General features: G+C 74.2%; 18 protein-coding genes and 1 tRNA gene. 9 read left to right on the top strand and 10 right to left on the bottom strand.

Features of this window, described 5'->3' with window-relative positions:
* Positions 1 to 29: 29 nt before the first annotated feature.
* The 4 genes from ABD308_RS11190 to ABD308_RS11175 form a co-directional block, all read right to left on the bottom strand.
* Positions 30 to 119: transfer RNA gene (locus tag ABD308_RS11190), tRNA-Ser, on the bottom strand.
* An 82-nt stretch (positions 120 to 201) separates the two neighbouring features.
* Entirely contained in the window at positions 202 to 759 is a 558-nt protein-coding gene (locus tag ABD308_RS11185; RefSeq protein ID WP_344331805.1) for a nucleoside deaminase, read from the bottom strand.
* A 56-nt stretch (positions 760 to 815) separates the two neighbouring features.
* Positions 816 to 1,346: a tRNA adenosine deaminase-associated protein gene (locus tag ABD308_RS11180; RefSeq protein ID WP_344331803.1), complete on the bottom strand. Its 531-nt coding sequence runs from the start codon at positions 1,344 to 1,346 to the stop codon at positions 816 to 818.
* A gap of 260 nt (positions 1,347 to 1,606) precedes the next feature.
* A complete protein-coding gene (locus tag ABD308_RS11175) occupies positions 1,607 to 1,843 on the bottom strand; it encodes a hypothetical protein (protein WP_344331801.1) in 237 nt (78 codons plus the stop codon).
* 174 nt (positions 1,844 to 2,017) lie between these two features.
* Between ABD308_RS11175 and upp the strand changes: the two genes are divergently transcribed.
* On the top strand, positions 2,018 to 2,653 hold the full coding sequence (gene upp / locus ABD308_RS11170) for a uracil phosphoribosyltransferase (protein WP_344331799.1): 636 nt from the start codon (positions 2,018 to 2,020) through the stop codon (positions 2,651 to 2,653).
* A 72-nt stretch (positions 2,654 to 2,725) separates the two neighbouring features.
* Here the strand turns inward: upp and ABD308_RS11165 are convergent, their stop codons facing one another.
* Together ABD308_RS11165 and ABD308_RS11160 are read right to left on the bottom strand one after the other, a co-directional pair.
* Positions 2,726 to 3,397 carry a LytR C-terminal domain-containing protein gene (locus ABD308_RS11165; RefSeq protein WP_344331824.1) on the bottom strand — a complete coding sequence of 224 codons (672 nt, stop codon included), beginning with the start codon at positions 3,395 to 3,397 and terminating at the stop codon, positions 2,726 to 2,728.
* A 272-nt stretch (positions 3,398 to 3,669) separates the two neighbouring features.
* Entirely contained in the window at positions 3,670 to 3,966 is a 297-nt protein-coding gene (locus tag ABD308_RS11160; protein WP_030061387.1) for a type II toxin-antitoxin system VapB family antitoxin, read from the bottom strand.
* A 172-nt stretch (positions 3,967 to 4,138) separates the two neighbouring features.
* On the opposite strand from ABD308_RS11160, the gene ABD308_RS11155 reads away from it, so the two are divergent.
* Positions 4,139 to 5,704 carry a helicase HerA-like domain-containing protein gene (locus ABD308_RS11155; RefSeq protein WP_344331798.1) on the top strand — a complete coding sequence of 522 codons (1,566 nt, stop codon included), beginning with the start codon at positions 4,139 to 4,141 and terminating at the stop codon, positions 5,702 to 5,704.
* 67 nt (positions 5,705 to 5,771) lie between these two features.
* Here the strand turns inward: ABD308_RS11155 and ABD308_RS11150 are convergent, their stop codons facing one another.
* On the bottom strand, positions 5,772 to 6,449 hold the full coding sequence (locus tag ABD308_RS11150) for a rhomboid family intramembrane serine protease (RefSeq protein WP_344331797.1): 678 nt from the start codon (positions 6,447 to 6,449) through the stop codon (positions 5,772 to 5,774).
* A 126-nt stretch (positions 6,450 to 6,575) separates the two neighbouring features.
* Here ABD308_RS11150 and ABD308_RS11145 point away from each other — a divergent pair, with 126 nt between their 5' ends.
* Positions 6,576 to 7,094, top strand: a complete 519-nt coding sequence (locus tag ABD308_RS11145; RefSeq protein ID WP_344331795.1) for a YbhB/YbcL family Raf kinase inhibitor-like protein — start codon at positions 6,576 to 6,578, stop codon at positions 7,092 to 7,094.
* Between the two features lie 5 nt (positions 7,095 to 7,099).
* A complete protein-coding gene (locus tag ABD308_RS11140) occupies positions 7,100 to 7,975 on the top strand; it encodes an NHL repeat-containing protein (RefSeq protein WP_344331794.1) in 876 nt (291 codons plus the stop codon).
* 8 nt (positions 7,976 to 7,983) lie between these two features.
* On the opposite strand, the gene ABD308_RS11135 is transcribed toward ABD308_RS11140, so the two are convergent.
* Positions 7,984 to 8,946 (bottom strand): helix-turn-helix transcriptional regulator, encoded by a 963-nt coding sequence (locus tag ABD308_RS11135; RefSeq protein ID WP_344331793.1) that lies wholly within the window; start codon positions 8,944 to 8,946, stop codon positions 7,984 to 7,986.
* Between the two features lie 69 nt (positions 8,947 to 9,015).
* Between ABD308_RS11135 and ABD308_RS11130 the strand changes: the two genes are divergently transcribed.
* Positions 9,016 to 10,527 carry an MFS transporter gene (locus tag ABD308_RS11130; protein WP_344331822.1) on the top strand — a complete coding sequence of 504 codons (1,512 nt, stop codon included), beginning with the start codon at positions 9,016 to 9,018 and terminating at the stop codon, positions 10,525 to 10,527.
* Positions 10,528 to 10,587: 60 nt separating this feature from the next.
* Here ABD308_RS11130 and ABD308_RS11125 read toward each other — a convergent pair whose 3' ends face one another.
* Positions 10,588 to 11,208, bottom strand: coding sequence for an HhH-GPD-type base excision DNA repair protein (locus ABD308_RS11125; RefSeq protein WP_344331792.1), 621 nt, complete (start codon positions 11,206 to 11,208; stop codon positions 10,588 to 10,590).
* A gap of 146 nt (positions 11,209 to 11,354) precedes the next feature.
* Positions 11,355 to 11,909, bottom strand: a complete 555-nt coding sequence (gene cyaB, locus ABD308_RS11120) for a class IV adenylate cyclase (RefSeq protein WP_344331790.1) — start codon at positions 11,907 to 11,909, stop codon at positions 11,355 to 11,357.
* Positions 11,910 to 12,189: 280 nt separating this feature from the next.
* On the opposite strand from cyaB, the gene ABD308_RS11115 reads away from it, so the two are divergent.
* The 4 genes from ABD308_RS11115 (at position 12,190) to ABD308_RS11100 (ending at position 17,619) form a co-directional block, all read left to right on the top strand.
* Positions 12,190 to 13,554: a helix-turn-helix domain-containing protein gene (locus tag ABD308_RS11115; RefSeq protein WP_344331789.1), complete on the top strand. Its 1,365-nt coding sequence runs from the start codon at positions 12,190 to 12,192 to the stop codon at positions 13,552 to 13,554.
* 80 nt (positions 13,555 to 13,634) lie between these two features.
* Entirely contained in the window at positions 13,635 to 14,405 is a 771-nt protein-coding gene (locus ABD308_RS11110) for a toll/interleukin-1 receptor domain-containing protein (protein ID WP_344331787.1), read from the top strand.
* Positions 14,402 to 16,378 carry a hypothetical protein gene (locus tag ABD308_RS11105; RefSeq protein ID WP_344331785.1) on the top strand — a complete coding sequence of 659 codons (1,977 nt, stop codon included), beginning with the start codon at positions 14,402 to 14,404 and terminating at the stop codon, positions 16,376 to 16,378. Before ABD308_RS11110 ends, ABD308_RS11105 begins: the two co-directional genes overlap by 4 nt.
* A 5-nt stretch (positions 16,379 to 16,383) precedes the next feature.
* Entirely contained in the window at positions 16,384 to 17,619 is a 1,236-nt protein-coding gene (locus ABD308_RS11100) for a hypothetical protein (RefSeq protein ID WP_344331784.1), read from the top strand.
* Positions 17,620 to 17,623: the final 4 nt, after the last annotated feature.

Genomic DNA, 17,623 nt, shown 5'->3' with positions numbered 1-17,623 from the left:
CGGTTCACCGGACGGGCCTTCGGCCTCGCTGGCGGTAGCGGTGGGATTCGAACCCACGGTGGAGTTGCCCCCACACACGCTTTCGAGGCGTGCTCCTTTGGCCGCTCGGACACGCTACCGAGGGGAACTCTACCGGACGGGTGGCGCGGGAACGAAATCCGTTCCCGGGGCGGGATCCGCGGCGGGGGCCGGCGGTGCGGTTCAGCGGTGGGCGTCGAAGAAGGCGCGCAGCTGCTCGCCGCACTCGTCGGCGAGGACGCCCCAGATCACCTCGGGCCGGTGGTTGAGCCGCCGGTCGCGCATCACGTCGAAGAGCGAGCCGGCCGCGCCGGCCTTCTCGTCGAGGGCGCCGTAGACCACCCGGTCGATCCGGGAGAGCACGATCGCGCCCGCGCACATCGTGCAGGGCTCCAGGGTGACGACCAGCGTGCAGCCGTTCAGCCGCCAGCCCTCCCGTCGTCCGTCACCACCCTCGCCCGACGCGCTCGGCGCGGCCCCCCCGAGCTTCGCGGCGGCCTCGCGGATGGCGACCACCTCGGCGTGGGCGGTCGGGTCGCCGACGGCCTCGCGTTCGTTGTGGCCGCGGCCGAGGATCTCGCCGTCCGGGCCGAGGACGAGCGCCCCGACCGGGACGTCACCGGTGGCCGGCGCCAGGGCGGCCTCGGCGATGGCGAGGCGCATCGGCGCCGCCCAGCGGTCACGGACCGGGTCGGGGCGGACGGGAGCGGGCAGCGGCGGGATCGGGCGGACGGACTGCATGGCATCCAGTGTCGGGCATGGCGGCGGTCCGGCGTCCGGAGGGAGGACACGGAGCGTTACCGGACGGCCTCCAGGACCTCGCCGCAGCCGAGCGCCTCGGCGATCTCCTCCAGGGCGTCGCCGGGCACCGCGCCCTCGCCGCTGAGCGCGATCAGCTCGTCGGCGGCGAGGCCGAACTCGGTCAGCAGGTGGGCGTCGCCGAGCGGGCCGACCGGGACGCCGCCGCGGCCGTCGCCGTCCTCGTCGTCCTCCTGCTCCTCGGCCTCCGCGTCGTCCTCCAGCTCGGCGACCAGGTTGTCGAGGTCGCCGAACTCGCTCTCGCCGGCCTGGTCCACCAGCTCGTCGGTGAGGACGGAGCCGTAGGAGCTGCGGGCGGCGGCGGCGCCGTCCGACACGAAGATCCGCGGATCCTCCTCACCGTCCACCCGGACGATGGCGAACCAGGCGTCCTCCTGTTCGATGAAGACCAGGACGCTGTCGTCGTCCTGGGTCGCCTCGCGGGCCAGGTCGGCCAGGTCGGAGAGGGCTTCGACGTCGTCGAGCTCCGTCTCGCTGACATCCCACCCGTCCTCGGTGCGAGCAAGCACTGCAGCGAAGTACGCCACCAGGGACACTCCCAAGATCTCGGTCTCGGCTGTCGGCGCTCGCGGGCGGCGCGGAACTGGCCGCCCCCGCGCCAGAGGCGGTCCGCTGTTCGGACCGTCCCATCGGAATCGTGACAGAAAGCACGGCTTTGCGGGGGGTGTTCTGCAGCGCGTCTTTGCAGGTCGTGTCGGAAGGGCCGGCCGCCGGACGGTCTACCGGGACCGGGCGGCGGCGGGCGGGTGAAGGACTCGTGCGGGGCCCGTCAGAACCGGAAGGTTCGCATCCGCATCGCTTCGCGCATCCGGCGCTCCTTGGTCCGCCGGGGCTGCACCCGCTCGCGCAGTTCCCTGGCCTCGGTGAGCTCGCGCAGGAAGACGGCACGACGCCTGCGGCGCTCCGCCTCGGTCTCCGGCCGGTCCGGGGGCGGACCCGTGCGGTCGCCCGACGCGGCCGTGGCCCCGTCCGCCGAGCCGTCCCCGGGGTTCGGGTTGCTCGTCATAGGACGTGACTTTCCCAGATCGGCCGGGTTGATACCACAGGAGGCCGATCCGTCCGGACATTCTCACCACGTCACGGCGAGTCACCGCGCGACCCGCACCCGCCCGGGTCGGCCCGCGGCCCGGCCTGGCACGGCGTGTCGTACGGGCGTCCGGACCCGGGCTAACCTCGACGCATGCGGATCCACGTCGTCGACCACCCCCTGGTCGCCCACAAGCTCTCCACCCTGCGCGACGAGCGCACCGACTCGCCGACCTTCCGTCGCCTGACCGACGAGCTGGTGACCCTCCTCGCGTACGAGGCCACCCGGGACGTCCGCACCGACGCGGTGGAGATCACCACCCCGGTGGCCGTCACCACCGGCACCCGGCTGTCCTACCCGCGTCCGCTGGTGGTGCCGATCCTGCGGGCCGGCCTCGGCATGCTGGACGGCATGACCCGGCTGCTGCCGACCGCCGAGGTCGGCTTCCTGGGCATGGTGCGCAACGAGGAGACCCTGGAGGCCTCCACCTACGCCACCCGGATGCCGGACGACCTCTCCGGCCGCCAGGTGTACGTGCTCGACCCGATGCTGGCCACCGGCGGCACGCTGGTCGCGGCGATCCGGATGCTGATCGAGCGCGGCGCGACCGACGTCACCGCCGTGGTGCTGCTGGCCGCCCCCGAGGGCGTCGCGGTGATGGAGCGCGAGCTGGCCGGTCTGCCGGTCACCGTGGTCACCGCCGCCGTCGACGAGCGGCTGAACGAGAACGGCTACATCGTCCCGGGCCTCGGCGACGCCGGCGACCGGCTGTACGGCACCGCGGGCTGAGTCCCGCTCCGGCCCCGGTACGGGAAAGCCCCCCGGCGCTCCGCCGGGGGGCTTCGTCGTCGTGCGGGCCGGTCAGCAGCTGCCGGTGGTGCTCGGGGCCGGGACCGGCTTGGTGGCCAGGGCCAGCGCGGCGGCGGCCTGGGTCTCGTCCAGCAGCGCGTTGTAGCTGTCGCCGATGACGAAGTCCACGGTGGTGTCGGTGCGGGCGTCGGCGGTGCTGGTCGCGCCCGCGATCACCGAGCCGACCAGGGTGGACGCCCCGGCACCGGCCGGTCCGGCGATCACCTGGGCGGTGCCGGGCACCTTCTTGTCCAGCTCCGCCGGGGCGTTGCCGACCTTGCCGATGGTGAAGCCGCGCTTCTTCAGCTCCTCGGCGGTACGGGCGGCCAGACCGGCCTTGGCGGTGGCGTTGTAGACGTTCACGGTGACCGCCGCCGGCTGCGGGACGGCCGCCGGGTCGATCGGAGCGGCCGCCGAGCCCGGCGCGGTCGGGGTCGCCGCCGGGGCCGGGGCGGCCAGTGGCTTGCCGGACGGGGTGGCGCAGGCCTCGGCGGAGGCGTTCTTCCCCTTGCCGCTGAAGATGTCCCAGAGCTGGAGGCCGCCGAGCCCGATCAGGGCCAGCGCGAGTACCACGCCGATCAGCGCGAGCACCTTGCGGCTCCGTTTCGGCGGGCGGCCCAGCCGGGGGTACGAGTTGCCGGTGATCCGGTACTGCTTCCCCTTCAGGCCTTGGGGAGTCAACATGCTCACGGTTTGTCTCCCCCTCGTGCCAGGGCGGGGATCGGGTGACGGTGGGCGCAGGAACCACGCGAACGCGGTGTCACGCGGACGCGGTCGCGGCCGTAGTCAGCAGATTAGTGCCGGACAGCGGTGAAGGTACTAAACGATCATCATCAGGAGTACGCCGGTACCCGAATGGCGGCACCGCGAACCGCGCCCGGGTACGAACGGACCGCCCCGCGGAAGCAGCCGCGGGGCGGTCCGAACGCGTGCGGGGCCGTTCGGCTGGTCCCCGGTCATTCCATTTCGAGGACACGGGCGTGCAGCACCTGGCGCTGCTGGAGCGCGGCGCGGACCGCGCGGTGCAGTCCGTCCTCCAGGTACAGGTCACCGTGCCACTTCACGACGTGCGCGAAGAGGTCCCCGTAGAAGGTGGAGTCCTCCGCCAGGAGGGTTTCCAGATCCAGTTGTCCCTTGGTGGTCACCAGTTGGTCCAGTCGCACCGGGCGCGGGGCGACGTCCGCCCACTGGCGGGTGCTGGTACGGCCGTGATCCGGGTACGGCCGCCCATTGCCGATGCGCTTGAAGATCACACGGAAAGCCTACCGTTTGGGCGGCGGATGGCGCAGCAGCCGCGACGCCGCCACGCGCACGGGTACGGGCTGCGGGCGGGGGATTGCGGCTGTTTCATGGGAAATGTCGTGTAGGTCCCGCGTGGCAGCCGTCCCTTCGCCGGACCGCCGTACCGCTCTGGAGGGTCGTCCGATGTCCGCTGCCGTTCCGTCCGCCGTCCGGGAGATCGCCGACGGGTACGCCTTCACCGGGCCCGCGCTGGACCTCGGCGCGGTGCTGCTGGACGGCGCCGCGTACGCCGGCGCTCCGGTGCGGGTGCCGCTCGGGGTGCTCAACCGGCACGGCCTGGTGGCCGGGGCCACCGGCACCGGCAAGACCAAGACCCTCCAGCTGATCGCCGAACAGCTCTCCGACCAGGGCGTGCCGGTGTTCCTCGCCGACATCAAGGGCGACGTCTCCGGGGTGGCCGCGCCCGGCGAGCCGGGCGAGCGGACCGCCGCCCGGGCCGCCGAGGTCGGCCAGGACTGGCGGGCCCGGGGCTGCCCCGCCGAGTTCTACGCGCTCGGCGGCCAGGGCACCGGCATCCCGCTGCGGGCGACGGTCACCAGCTTCGGGCCGCTGCTGCTGGCCAAGGTGCTGGAGCTGAACGAGACCCAGGAGGCCTCGCTCGGCCTGGTCTTCCACTACGCCGACCGCCGGGGCCTGGAGCTGTACGACCTCAAGGACCTCACGGCGGTCATCACCTTCCTCACCTCGCCCGAGGGCAAGGAGGAGCTGAAGGGCATCGGCGGGCTCTCAGCCGCCACCGCCGGGGTGATCCTGCGTTCGCTCACCCTGCTGGAGAACGAGGGCGCCGGGGCGTTCTTCGGCGAGCCGGAGTTCGACACCGCCGAGCTGCTGCGGCGGGCCGAGGACGGCCGGGGCGTGGTCTCGGTGCTGGAGCTGCCCGCCGTGCAGGACCGGCCGAGGCTCTTCTCGACCTTCCTGATGTGGCTGCTCGCCGACCTCTACCAGGAGCTGCCCGAGGTCGGGGACCTCGACCGGCCGAAGCTGGTCTTCTTCTTCGACGAGGCGCACCTGCTGTTCAAGGGTGCCTCCAAGGCCTTCCTGGAGGCGATCACCCAGACCGTGCGGCTGATCCGTTCGAAGGGGGTGGGGATCTTCTTCGTCACCCAGACGCCGAAGGACGTGCCGGGGGACGTGCTGGCGCAGCTGGGCAACCGGGTGCAGCACGCGCTGCGGGCGTTCACCCCGGACGACGCCAAGGCGCTCAAGGCGACGGTGTCGACCTTCCCGAAGTCGCCCGCGTACGACCTGGGGGAGGTGCTGACCTCGCTGGGGACGGGCGAGGCGGTGATCACGGTGCTGTCCGAGAAGGGCGCGCCGACGCCGGTCGCGGCGACCAGGCTGCGGGCGCCGCAGTCGCTGATGGGGCCGCTCGATCCGGCGGCGCTGCGGGCGGCGGTGGACGGGTCGGCGCTGGTCGGGAGGTACCGGGACGCGGTCGACCGGGAGTCGGCGTACGAGAAGCTGGCGGCGCGGGCGGCCCGGCCGGAGGCGGAGCCGGTGCCGGAGTCAGTGCCCGAGCCGTCCGGGGAGCCGCGGCGGGAACCGGAGCGACGGGAGAAGGAGGGCGGCGGGCTGCTCGGGTCGTTGCTGAGCAATCCGGCGCTGAAGTCCTTCGCCCGCTCCGCCGGGACGCAGCTCGGGCGGGAGATCTCCCGGAGCCTGTTCGGGACGTCCCGGCGGCGCAGGTGAGCGAAGGGCCGTCCGCGCTCGGACGCCGCCTCGGACGCCCACGCGGCCGCAGCCGGCGCCGTCGGGCTCAGATGCCCAGGTCGTCGAGTTCCTTGAGCAGCGCGGTACCCGGGCCGCTCGGGTTCGCGGCGGTCTTCGGGGTGTCCTTCGGGGCGTCCTTCGGGGCCCGGTCGCCCCGGTTCCGCAGCAGCCAGGCGCCGGCCAGGCCGCCGATCAGCCCGCCCAGGTGGCCCAGCCAGCTGACGCCCTGCGCGCTCGGCAGCACGCCCAGCAGCAGGTACGAGTACACCGCCGCCACGGCCACGCCGATCAGCGTGTCCACCAGGTTGCGGTCGAAGATCCCGCGCAGCACCACGTAGCCGAAGTACCCGTAGACCAACCCGCTGGCCCCCGCCGTCACGGTGTCGGGCCGCTCGAAGAGCCAGACCGTCAGCCCGCTGGACACCACGATCAGCAGCGTCGCCAGCAGGAACCGCTTCATCCCCCGGTAAGCGGCCAGGAAGCCGAACGCGAACAGCGGCCAGGAGTTGGCCTCGATGTGGTCCCAACCGAAGTGCAGCAGCGTGCTGGTGAAGATGTCCGGCAGCTCGTCCAGCCGCCCGGAGCTGATCCCGTACTCGTAGGAGAGCCGGTAGTCGTCGAGCCAGTTCGCCACCTGCACCGCCCAGATGACGGCCAGGGCGCCGAGCATCGTGAACAGCGCGGCGCGGGAGTCGCGGAGCAGACGGGCGAATCGCGGGGACATAACCCGACTGTAGGGCCGGAGTGGACGGTTGGTCACCCCACTAAGGTGAATCCTGTGCGTCCTGTCCGACGGCCCGAACCGGGGCCCGGGCAGCCCCTTTCCCGCCGTGCCGAGAGGTGACCCTCCATGAGTGTGCGTCCGCCGCTGCCGTACGAGTTCCTGCCGCAGGTGCCGTCCTTCCCGCTGACCAGCGAGGACATCACCGAGGGTGGGACGCTGGCCAAGGAGTTCGTCCACGGCGGGGACAACGTCTCGCCGCAGCTGGCCTGGTCCGGACTGCCGGAGGGGACCCGCTCGATCGCCGTCACCTGCTACGACCCGGACGCGCCGACCGGCTCCGGCTGGTGGCACTGGCTCGCCCTCAACCTGCCGGCCGACACCGCCGGGCTGGCGCGGGGCGCCGGGGCCTCCGACGCCGACCTGCCGGGGGAGCGCTCGTTCCACGCCCGCAACGACTTCCCCGGCAACAAGTACGACGGCGCCGCCCCGCCGCCCGGCCCGGCCCACCGCTACGCCTTCGCGGTGCACGCCCTCGACGTGGACGCGCTGGACGTCGCCGCCGACACCCCGCCGGCCCAGGTCGGCTTCAACATCACCTTCCACACCCTGGCCCGCGCCGTCATCACCGCCGAGTACGGGGTCTGACCCGCGTGCCGGCCGCTCCGACCGCCGAGGTCTGGCGACTGCCGGAGCAGGACGTCAGGGCCGGCCGTCGGGCGGTGGCCTGGACGGTCGGTCCGGACGGCGGGCTCGCGGTGCTGCTGGTGGACGGCGGGCGGGCCGGGTTCGTGCTGCCGCCGTTCGACGGGGAGTTGGTCACGCTGACCGACCGGGGCGAGCGGCGGCGGCCGCTCGCCCAGGTGCCGGTCCAGCCCGGGCATCTGGCGCTGCTGCCCGGCCACCGGGTGCTGGTCGCCGCACACCGCGCGGGTCGGGGGGACGACGACGCGGCGCCGAACGCGGTCGTCCTCGACGGCGAGGGACGGCCGGTCCGTGACCTCTCGCTCGGTGACGACCTCCTGGCGCTCACCACCGACCGCGACGGCCGGGTCTGGATGGCCTTCGGGGACGAGGGCGTCTACGGCGACCACCCCCTGGCCCGCCCCGGACTGGTCGGGACCGACGCCGGCGGGCGGGTGGTCTGGCGGCCGGGCAAGGGCGAGTTGCCCGAATGGCCGCTGGAGGGCCTGGCCGCGGCGACCGAGGGCGAGGCGGCCTGGCTGGCCTGGTACTCGGAGGACCTGACCGGCTTCCTCACCCGGATCGACCCGGCCGCCGGGACCTCGCGCAGCGTGCCGTCCCCGTTCAGGGAACCGCTGGGCTTCGCGATCACCGGCGACCGGGGTGTCTTCCTCACCCGGGGCGGCGAGTTGGCCTGGTACGGGCGGACGGCCGGCGGCCGGTGGACGGAGCGGCGGCGCGGTGTGCCGCCGCTCGCCGGGGAGCTCGACCAGGAGCGCGCGTTCGGTCGGGACGGTGTGCTGTGGTTCCGGGCGGGCAACGCCTGGTGCCGGGTGGAGGCCTGAGCCGATCGTCAGCCGGCGGCGCGGGTGGCGCGGCCGGCGAGGTCGTGGAGGCGGGTGCGCATCTCGGGCGGTGAGTGGACCTCGAATTCGCAGCCGAGCATGAGCAGCCGTACGGCCAGCCAGTCGAGGGCGTCGGTGCGCGAGCGGAAGCGGCAGCTGTGCTCGTCGAGCGGCTCGATCTCGTCGGCGTCGCCGTAGCCGCCCAGCCGGTGGCGGGCCTCGTCGGCGGGCAGGTGGAGGGTGGCCTCCAGGGTCGGGGTGGGGGACTGCCGGCGGAGCTTGCCCGCGACGTACGCGGCGGCGTCCTCGGCGGGGAGCGGGCGCGGGGTGAAGCGGGCGCCGGTGGCGAAGGGCTCGCTGATCCGGTCCACCCGGAACAGCCGCCAGTCGTCCCGGTCGAGGTCGAATCCGACCAGGTACCAGCGGCGGCCGGCCGAGACCAGCCGGTCCGGTTCGACCTGGCGCCGGGTCCGGGCGCCGTCGCCGGCCCGGTAGCCGAAGCGCAGGCGCTCGCGGTTGGCGACGGCGCCCGCCAGCACGGTGAGGTCCTCCGGGTCGACGGTCGGGCCGTCCCCGGCGAGCAGCGGGAGGGTGGCCCGGTCGAGGGTGGCGACCCGGTGCCGGAGCCGGCCGGGCAGTACCTGGAGCAGTTTGCCGAGGGCGCGCACCGAGGCCTCCTCGATGCCGACCACGGCGTGCCCGGCCGCCGTCCGCAGGCCGACCGCGATGGCCACGGCCTCCTCGTCGTCGAGCAGCAGCGGCGGCATCGCGGTGCCCGCGACCAGCCGGTAGCCGCCGACCGGGCCCATGGTGGCCTCGACCGGGTAGCCGAGGTCGCGGAGCCGGTCGATGTCGCGGCGGATGGTGCGCGGACTGACCTGGAGCCGGTCGGCGAGCTCGCTGCCGGGCCACTCGCGCGGGGTCTGGAGGAGGGAGAGCAGGCTGAGGAGTCGTGCCGGGGTGTCCGTCATGGGATCCAGGGTGCCGGAAGTGGCGGTCAGGACCTGACCTAGATGCCCCGTAACCTCGTCGACGTGCTGATGAGGAACGGCGACGAGGAGCGTGTGGTGGGCAGGGACAAGACGGGGGATCCGGTGGCGGACCGGCGGAGGTGGATCGCGCTGGCGATCGTGATGACGGCCTCGTTCATGGACCTGGTGGACGTCACGATCGTGAACATCGCGATCCCGAGCATCCAGGAGTCCACGGGCGCGTCGTTCTCCGCCGTGCAGTGGGTGACCGGTGGGTACGCGCTGGCCTTCGCGATCGGCTTGATCACCGGTGGCCGGTTGGGTGACATCTACGGCCGCAAGCGACTGTTCCTGATCGGCATAGCCGGTTTCACGTTCGCTTCGGCGCTGTGCGGTTTCGCGGGCGGCTCCGAGATGCTGGTCGCGATGCGGATCCTGCAGGGCGGCACGGCGGCCCTGATGGTGCCGCAGGTGCTGTCGATCGTGCACGCGACCTTCCCGGCGGAGGAACGCGGCAAGGTGTTCGGCCTGTTCGGCGCGGTGGTCGGGCTCGGCGCGGTCAGCGGACCGCTGATCGGCGCGCTGCTGACCGAGTGGGACGTGCTCGGCCTCGGCTGGCGCCCGATCTTCCTGATCAACCTGCCGGTCGGGATCGCCGGCCTGCTGCTCGGCCGGGTCTACATCGGCGAGTCGAAGGCCGAGCGGGCCCTGCGGCTCGACCTGCCGGGCGTCCTGCTGGCCAGCGCCGCACTGCTGATGCTGATCTACCCGCTGACCCACGGCCGGGAGGCCGGCTGGCCGCTCTGGGGCCACCTGGTGATGGCCGGCAGCCTGCCGGTGTTCGCGCTGTTCGTCGCCTACGAGCGGGTGAAGACCCGGCGGGACGGATCGCCGCTGGTGGAGCTCTCGCTGTTCCGGGTGAAGTCGTTCGCGGCGGGCATCGGCGTCCAGCTGACCTTCGGCGTGGTCTCCGGGATCTTCTTCCTGGTCTGGACCCTCTACATGCAACTGGGCCTCGGCTGGAGCCCGCTGAAGGCCGGGGCGACCGGCATCCCGTTCTCGATCGCCGTGTCGACGGCGGCCGGCGTCTCCGTGCAGAAGCTGGTCCCCCGGTTCGGGCGCAAGGTGCTCCAGGCGGGCGCGCTGGTGATGGCGCTCGGCGTGCTCGTCTACATCGCCGAGGCGCACCGGTACGGCGCCGGCATCGCGCCCTGGCAGATGGCGCTGCCGCTGGTGGTGATGGGCCTCGGGATGGGCCTGATCGTCGCGCCGATCACGAACGCGGTGCTGGCGGAGGTGCCGAGGGAGCACGCGGGTTCGGCGTCCGGACTGATCAACACGGTGAACCAGGTGGGCCTGGCGCTCGGGCTGGGCCTGGTGTCGGTGGCGTTCTTCGGCGAGGTGCCGGCCGGGGCGGTGGCCGGCGAGCCGTTCATCGGGGCGTTCCAGCACGCGATGTGGTGGGTGCTGGGGGTGCTCGGGGTGGTGTTCCTGCTGATGTTCGCGCTGCCCGGCCGGCGGAAGGCGGCGGTCGCCGGGGCCGTGGCGGAGAAGGCCGAGCGGGAACCGGTCCTGGTGTAGCCCCCTCGGTGACGGACGTCCGGCCCCGGTCGCGCGACACGCGCGGCCGGTGCCGGACCCTCAGGCGCGGACCTTGGTCTTCGCCCGGGCGTCCTTCGCGGCCTTCTCCTCCTTGGCGGCGCGCTTCACCTCCTGCTTGGTGGCGCGCACCTGCTCCAGCGACTCCGGCCCGGTGATGTCCGCGACCGAGCGGAACGACCCCTCGTCGCCGTACAGCCCGGCCGCCTCCCGCCAGCCCGCCGGCCGCACGCCGTACTGCTTGCCGAGCAGCGCGAGGAAGATCTGCGACTTCTGCTTCCCGAACCCCGGAAGGGCGTTGAGCCGGCTGAGCAGTTCGCGCCCGGTCGCGACGTCCTTCCACAGCGCGCCCGCGTCCCCGTCGTACTGCGCCACCAGGAACTGGCAGAGCTGCTGCACCCGCTTCGCCATCGCCGCCGGGTACCGGTGCACGGCGGGCTTCTCGCACAACAGCGCGACGAACTCCTCCGGGTTGTAGGTCGCGATCTCATGCGCGTCGAGGTCCTCGTGCCCCAGCCGCCGCGCGATCGTGAGCGGGCCGGTGAACGCCCACTCCATGGGCACCTGCTGGTCCAACAGCATCCCGACGAGCGCGGCGAGCGGGCTCCGCCCGAGCAGCTCGTCTGCCTCGGGCTGCTGTGCGAGCCGCACGGTGACGTTCATGGGGATGACCTCCTCGGAGCGTGGACTCGGGTCGCGCCCAGTCTGCTGGACGGGCGCTGAGGGGGCCGCGTCAACACGCCATGACCCGGTGATTCCTTGGAACCAAGGGGTGGTTCGTCGGCAGAGTGTGTGGAGGTGCGGCGTGGCTACTCCAGGCCGAGGGTCAGGTGGGGGTAGCCGAGGTGGACGCGGGGGCCGAGGGCGGCGTCCAGGGTGCTGATGAAGGCCTCCAGGCGGGCGGTGGCCTGGGGGACGGTGTCGGCGTCGCCCTTGAACTCGAACTCGACGAAGTCGCCGAGGCCGGCCACGGTGTCGAAGGCGACGGCGATTCCGTCGAGGTGCCACTCCTCGCGGGTCTTGTCGACGACGGTCAGCTCGGTGAAGTCGAGTGAGTCGAGCAGCCGCCGGACGGCCTCGGCGTCGGCGACGGCGCTCTCGTACTCGTCGCAGTGCGTCTTGACCGGTGACGCGATCGGGTGGAAGCGCTTGAAGTTGACCGACGCCGCCCCGTCCTCGACCCGGACGCGCAGCCATTCGGAGACCACCTCGTTGTCGAGGAAGTCCCGGTGCGGGGCGTTGTAGTACGTGTCGACCTGCCGCGCCGGCCGTCCCGGCGTGGCGCCGAGGGCGGTCAGCCGGGCCTTCAACTCGGCTGCGGGGCTGAGGAGTCGGAACTTCTGCTCGACCTCGGTGTACTTCACGGCGGGTGCTCCCCTGGGTGGAACGTTGATCGGGTTCGACGTTCGAGGCTATTCGATCGCGGTGACCGGGGCCGTGAATTCGGATCGGCGGTCAACTCGGTTTGTCCGCAAGGCGAGTAGCCAATTTGTCGGCACGGCGGAAAAGAGGAAACGGGAAACGCCCGCAATCCCCGTTCGGCCTGGCGGTGTGCGTGTCACCATTCTCGGCGGAGGCAGGGGAGAGTCCGCTTCCGGTCCCGGATGGCGACAGGTGGCCGGACGGTTCGAGGAGGGGGTTGGCATGCGCACGTCCAATTCGCCCGCGAGTGGTTTCGGTCCCGAGCTGCGCAGACGGCGGCTGGCGGCCGGACTGACGCTCACCCGGCTCGCCGAAATGCTCAATTACAGCAAGGGCCACCTCAGCAAGATCGAGCGCGGGCACAAGGCCCCGCCGCCCGACCTGGCCCGCCGCTGCGACGCCCAACTGGGCGCCGGCGGCGAGCTGGAGAGACTGGCGCCGCCCGAAACGGCCGCCGGGCGCGGAACGGGGGCGGGCGCGGTCGCGGACGACGAGGAGTCGGTGCTGCTGCGGGTCGACCGCGACGGCGTCCGCTGGCCCGGCGGTGGGCTCGGCAGCGGGCTCGGGCGGCGTCAACTGCTCACCGCCGCCGGTGTGGTGGGGGCGGTCGGAGTGGTCGGGGCGGGGCGGGCGGAGGCTCAGGAGGCGGCCCAGGGGACACCCCGGCCGGACGCCTCGCCGGCGGAGATCTTCCGCGCCCAGTTCGACCACATGCGCCTGCTCGGCCAGAGCACCGACCCCGCCCTGCTGCTGCCGATGCTCACCGTGCAGACCCACACCCTGCGCGAACTCGCCCTCCAGGCCGACGCGGTGGCCCGCGTCCGGCTGCTCGGACTGGCCGCGCGGTACGCCGAGTTCGCCGGCTGGATGGCCCAGGAGGCGGGCGACGACCCGTCCGCGCTCTGGTGGACCGCCCGCGCCGTCGAGCTGGCCGAGGGCGGCGACGACCGGGACCTCGGCTCGTACACCCTGGTCCGCCGCGCGCTGGTCACCTTCTACGCGGGCGACGCCGCCGCCACCGTCGGCCTGGTCGACCCCGTGGTCCGGGACGGTCGGCTGCCGCCGCGCATCCGCGGCCTCGCCGCCCAGCGGGAGGCCCAGGGGCACGCCCTGGCCGGTGACCACACGGCCAGCCTGCGCAGTCTCGACCGGGCGCGCGAGCTGCTCGCCCGGTCCGCCGCCGACGGGGGTGACGGGGGTGACGGGGGTGACGGGGAGCCGGTGCTGGGCAGCGGCAACCTCGCCGACCCCGCCGCCATGGTCACCGGCTGGTGCCTCTACGACCTCGGCCGCCCCGACCGGGCCGCCGAGGTGCTCGACCGCGAGTGCGCCGCCATCCCCGCGCACGCGGTGCGCACCCGCGCCCGGTACGGCCTGCGGCGCGCCCTCGCCCATGCGGCGGCCGGCGAGGTCGAGCACGCCTGCGCGCTCGCCGCCGACCTGCTCGCGCTGGTCCCCGGACTGCGGTCGGCGACGATCGCGACCGACGTCGCCCGGCTGGACCGCGAGCTGTCCCGGTTCCGGGCCAACCAGGCGGTGCGCGGCCTCCAGCCCGCGCTCGCCGCCGCGCTCCACCCCGGGTCCTGAGGACCCCGCCGTCGCGCTTCCCCGGCGCCGACCCGTCCGGCCGTCCACCGGCACCCACTCACCGGAGAGGTGATTCCGCCATGCCCGACATCTTCGTGAACTACCGCAGCAGCGACGAGGACACCGGCGCCGCCCTGATCGAACGCGAGCTCTCCCGGCGGTTCGGCAGCGAGCGGGTGTTCCGCGCCAGCAAGTCGATCAAGGTCGGCCGCCGCTTCCCGCAGGAGCTCCTGACCGCCGTGCGCCGCAGCAGCGTGCTGGTCGCCGTGATCGGCGAGCGCTGGGCCGACGCCCGCACCGCCGACGGCTCCCGGGCGCTGGACGACCCGGAGGACTGGACCCGGCGGGAGATCGTCGAGGCCTTCGAGAGCGGCGCCCTCGTCGTCCCGGTGCTGATCGGCCGGGCCACCCGGCTCAACCGGTACGACCTGCCGCCCGAGCTGGCCGAGTTGGCCGACTGCCAGTACCGCCGGCTGGACACCCGCAACGCGGAGGGCGACCTCGCCCGGATCGGCGACGACCTCGCCGAGGCGGTCCCCAGGCTCGCCGAGGCGGAGCGCGAGATCGCCCGCAGCGCGGAGGCGGTCGGCGAGGCCGGCGACCGGGCGAACGCCGGGTTCGGCCGGCCCCGGAACTCCACGCACCGGCAGAGCGGCGGGATCGGCCCGGTCGGCGGCGACGTCGGCACCTTCATCGGCAACGCCAGCGGCCCGGTGAACACCGGCAACGGCTCGCAGGACCTGCGCGGCGGCGTGCACTTCAACGGTGACGGCGGCAACTACGTCGAGCGGGGAACGGCGCAGCAGTGGTTCGGCGCCCGTCGGACCGGCCGCGAGGACCGCGACCGGTGACGGAGGGCACGGCCGGCACGGGCGGCACCTGGATCGACGAGGCCCGGGGGCCGACCAACACCGGGCCGGGGCCCCAGTACGTCCTCTACGGCGCCGCCGGACTCCCGGCGCCCCGGCCCAGGGTGGACCCGGCCCGGGTGGCCCTGGAACACCGCCGTTGGCTGCGGGGGCGGTTCGTCCCGCCGCCCGGCTTCGGTGAGGCGCAGAAGCGGCTGGAACGGCCCGGCACGACCGTCCTGCTCACCGGACCCCCGGGCAGCGGGCGGCGAACGGCCGCGGTGATGCTGCTGCACCGGGTGGAGGGAACGACGACGTCGTTCGTCGAACTCTCCTTCTCCCCCAATGACGAGGACGGCACGGCCCCGGAGGCGGGCCACCGGCTGCTGCTGGACCTCTCCGGCATCTCCGAGGAGGACTACGAGGCGACCCAGCGCCACCTGTACGGCTACTGGGCCAGGGTGGAGCAGGCCGGCGCCCGCATGGTCGTCGTCCTGCCGTCGGGCGGCGGCCAGGAACCGCTGCCCGACCTCCAGCAGCTGGTGGTCGGCATCGGGCGGCCGAGGGAACTGGCGGTGCTCCGCAGGCACTTGGCGGGAACCCAGGTGTGGTTGGCGCCGGAGGAGCTGCGCGGACCCGAACTCACGGAGCACCTGCGCGACTTCGCGATGCGTGACGTGCGGCGCTTCGCGGGCTTCGTGGCCCAGGCGAAGACGGACGAGCCGACCGGGGCGCCCGCCGGGTGGATCGGCCGGGCGCTGGGCGCACTCAGCGACCGTGCCGGGGAGGTGGCGCTGCGGGTCGCCGCCCTGGAGTCGGGCCCGCAGCGCGCGCTGCTGCTCGCGGCCGCCATGCTGGCCGGCGCCCCGGCGGACGCGGTCTTCCACCACGCCGAGCGGCTGCTCGGCCTCGTCCCGCACACCCCGGACGAGAAGCCGCTGCTGGAGCGGGCCGACCTGGCCGAGCGGCTGAAGGCGCTGCCGTCCCTGGAGGTCGACGGGCGCGGCCGGATCCGGTTCGTCGGGCTGGCGTACGACGCGGCCGTCCGCACGCACTTCTGGACGTACTTCCCCGGGCTGCGGGAGGGGCTCGGCCGGTGGGTGGAGGACGCCGTGCGCGCGCCGCACCCCGCGCTGGGGACGGCGGACCGGCGGCTGCTGGTCGAACGCTTCACCGAACAGAGCCTGCGGGCCGCCGACTGGCGGGTGCTGCACGCGCTCGCGGGCACGTGGGCCGCGGATCCCCGCCGGGCGGACGAGGCGATGACGGTGCTCCGGCTCGGCCTCGAACACGAGCGGTACGGTGCGGGCTTCCGGTCCAGGATCTACGAGTGGGCGATCGGACAGGTGTCTCCGGCGCTGGCCACCGTGCTGGCCCGGGCCTGTGGCGAGGTCATGGCCCGCGGGCACCCGGACCAGGCCCTGGTCCGGCTGCACCACCTCGCGCGCCGCACCGGTCGCGACGGCCCGGCGGACGTGGCGCAGGCCCTGTACGAACTCGTGCGCCGGGACCGGCGGTTGTACCTGAAGCTGCTCGCCCGGTTCTGGGACGGGCTGGCCTCCGGGCGCGACGCGGCGGCCGACGTCCGGCTCTTCCTGGAGCTGGTGGGCGAGCCGCCGCCCCGGCAGGCGGTGCCGGACGACGCGCTGGCCACCACCTGGGCCAAGGTCCTGGCGGTGGCCGGGCGGGAGCGGTGGGCGGAGGCGGTGCACCGGTGGCTGACGGTGGCCCGGGCCGAGCCGCGGGCGGGCGAGCGCCTGCTGGACGTGCTGGTCGAGGCCGCCGAGGCGCGGCCGGAGCGGTTGACCGCGCTGTACCTGACCGCGCACGCGTGGGCGGTCGACGGGCCCCCGGACGAGCGCTCCGCGCGGGCCGGGGTGGCGGCGCGGTTCTGGCGGAGGATCGACATCGCGCAGGGCATCGAGCCGGACGAGGAGCCGGTCCGGGTGCCGCGCGCCGAGGAGGGGACCAGGTGAGCTCCATGGAACAGACGCGTACGGCGGCGGCGGCCGTCGCCGCGGGGGCGGTGCCCGTCGCGCTGGGGCTGGCGATGGGATGGCCGGCCCCGGTCTGGGCGCCGGCGGGCGCCGCGGTGGTGGCGCTGGTACTGCTGGTCTCGGCGACCCGGGTGCGGCCCGCGCCCGGGCCTTCGCCGGTCCCGGCGGCGGCACCGCCGCCCGTCCCGGATCCGGATCCGCAGCCGCCCGTCGAGCCCCCGTACCGGCGGACCTCGGTGACGGGGGTGGCGCTGCCCAGCGCGGTGCCGGACTACGACTTCCTCTTCTCCGCGACGGTGTGGTGGCGGGAGGTGGCCCCCCGGGGCGGCGTCGCCCACGCCGCGCCGGGCAGCCTGGCGATCGAGGCGGTGCTGGCCCGCGCCAGGGCGGTCACCGAGCAGGAGCACCCCGGGCGGCCGGAGTTGGTGCGGCACCGGCTGGACGGCGTCCTCGGCACGCCGAGCCCGGACACCTCCGGGATCGTGGTGGCGATGGCCGAGGGGGTGGGCCTGGGGCTGTCGGCGGCGGACCGTGAGCGGCTGGACCGGCTCTCGGAGGTGCGCAAGGCGGAGGAGGTCTGGGAGCACGAGCGCCGCCACGAGCGGAGCAGGCGCGCCTACCTCGGTGAGGACGTGCTCAAGTCGCCCGGCAGCGCGGTGGTGTGGTGGCTGGCGCGGAACGAGGAGGAGGTGCGCGAGGCGGTCGACATGATCGGCCCCCTGGCGCGGCTCGCGGCGGCGGCCAACGACGAGGCGGTGGACGCGCTGTACGCGTACCCGGCGGCCGGGGCCCCGTTCCTGGACCGCGTCGTACCGGCGATGGCGGCGGGGGGCGGTGCGGCGGAGGCGGACGAGCGGGGGCCTTCGGTCGTCGGACCGCTGAACAGCCTGATGCGCGACATCCGGCTCCAGGGGGCCGACGCGCGCACGGTCTACGCGCACCGGGTGGCCCGGATCACCGAGGCGGCCGGCCGGCCCGAGGAGGCGGCCCGGATCCAGGAGAGCCTGGTGGAGGACGCGGTCCCGGCGGAGGACCCCGACGGGGTGCCGGGGCGGCGGGGGTTCGTGGTGGGCCCGGTGCGGCCGCTGGGTGCGGGCGAGTCGGAGCCCGGGCCGGTCACCTCGGCGTGGGAGGTGCTGCGCGGGCCGGTGAACGGGGATCCGCGGGGGGCGGGGGCCTCGCCCGAGGAAGGGTGGGGTGGGGCCGACCAGTCGCACTAGTGAT

This window comes from Kitasatospora putterlickiae (assembly GCF_039527695.1).
Taxonomy (GTDB): Bacteria; Actinomycetota; Actinomycetes; order Streptomycetales; family Streptomycetaceae; genus Kitasatospora; species Kitasatospora putterlickiae.
Note: the sequence above shows the minus strand (reverse complement) of the source record. Positions and strands in the feature narration are given on the sequence as shown.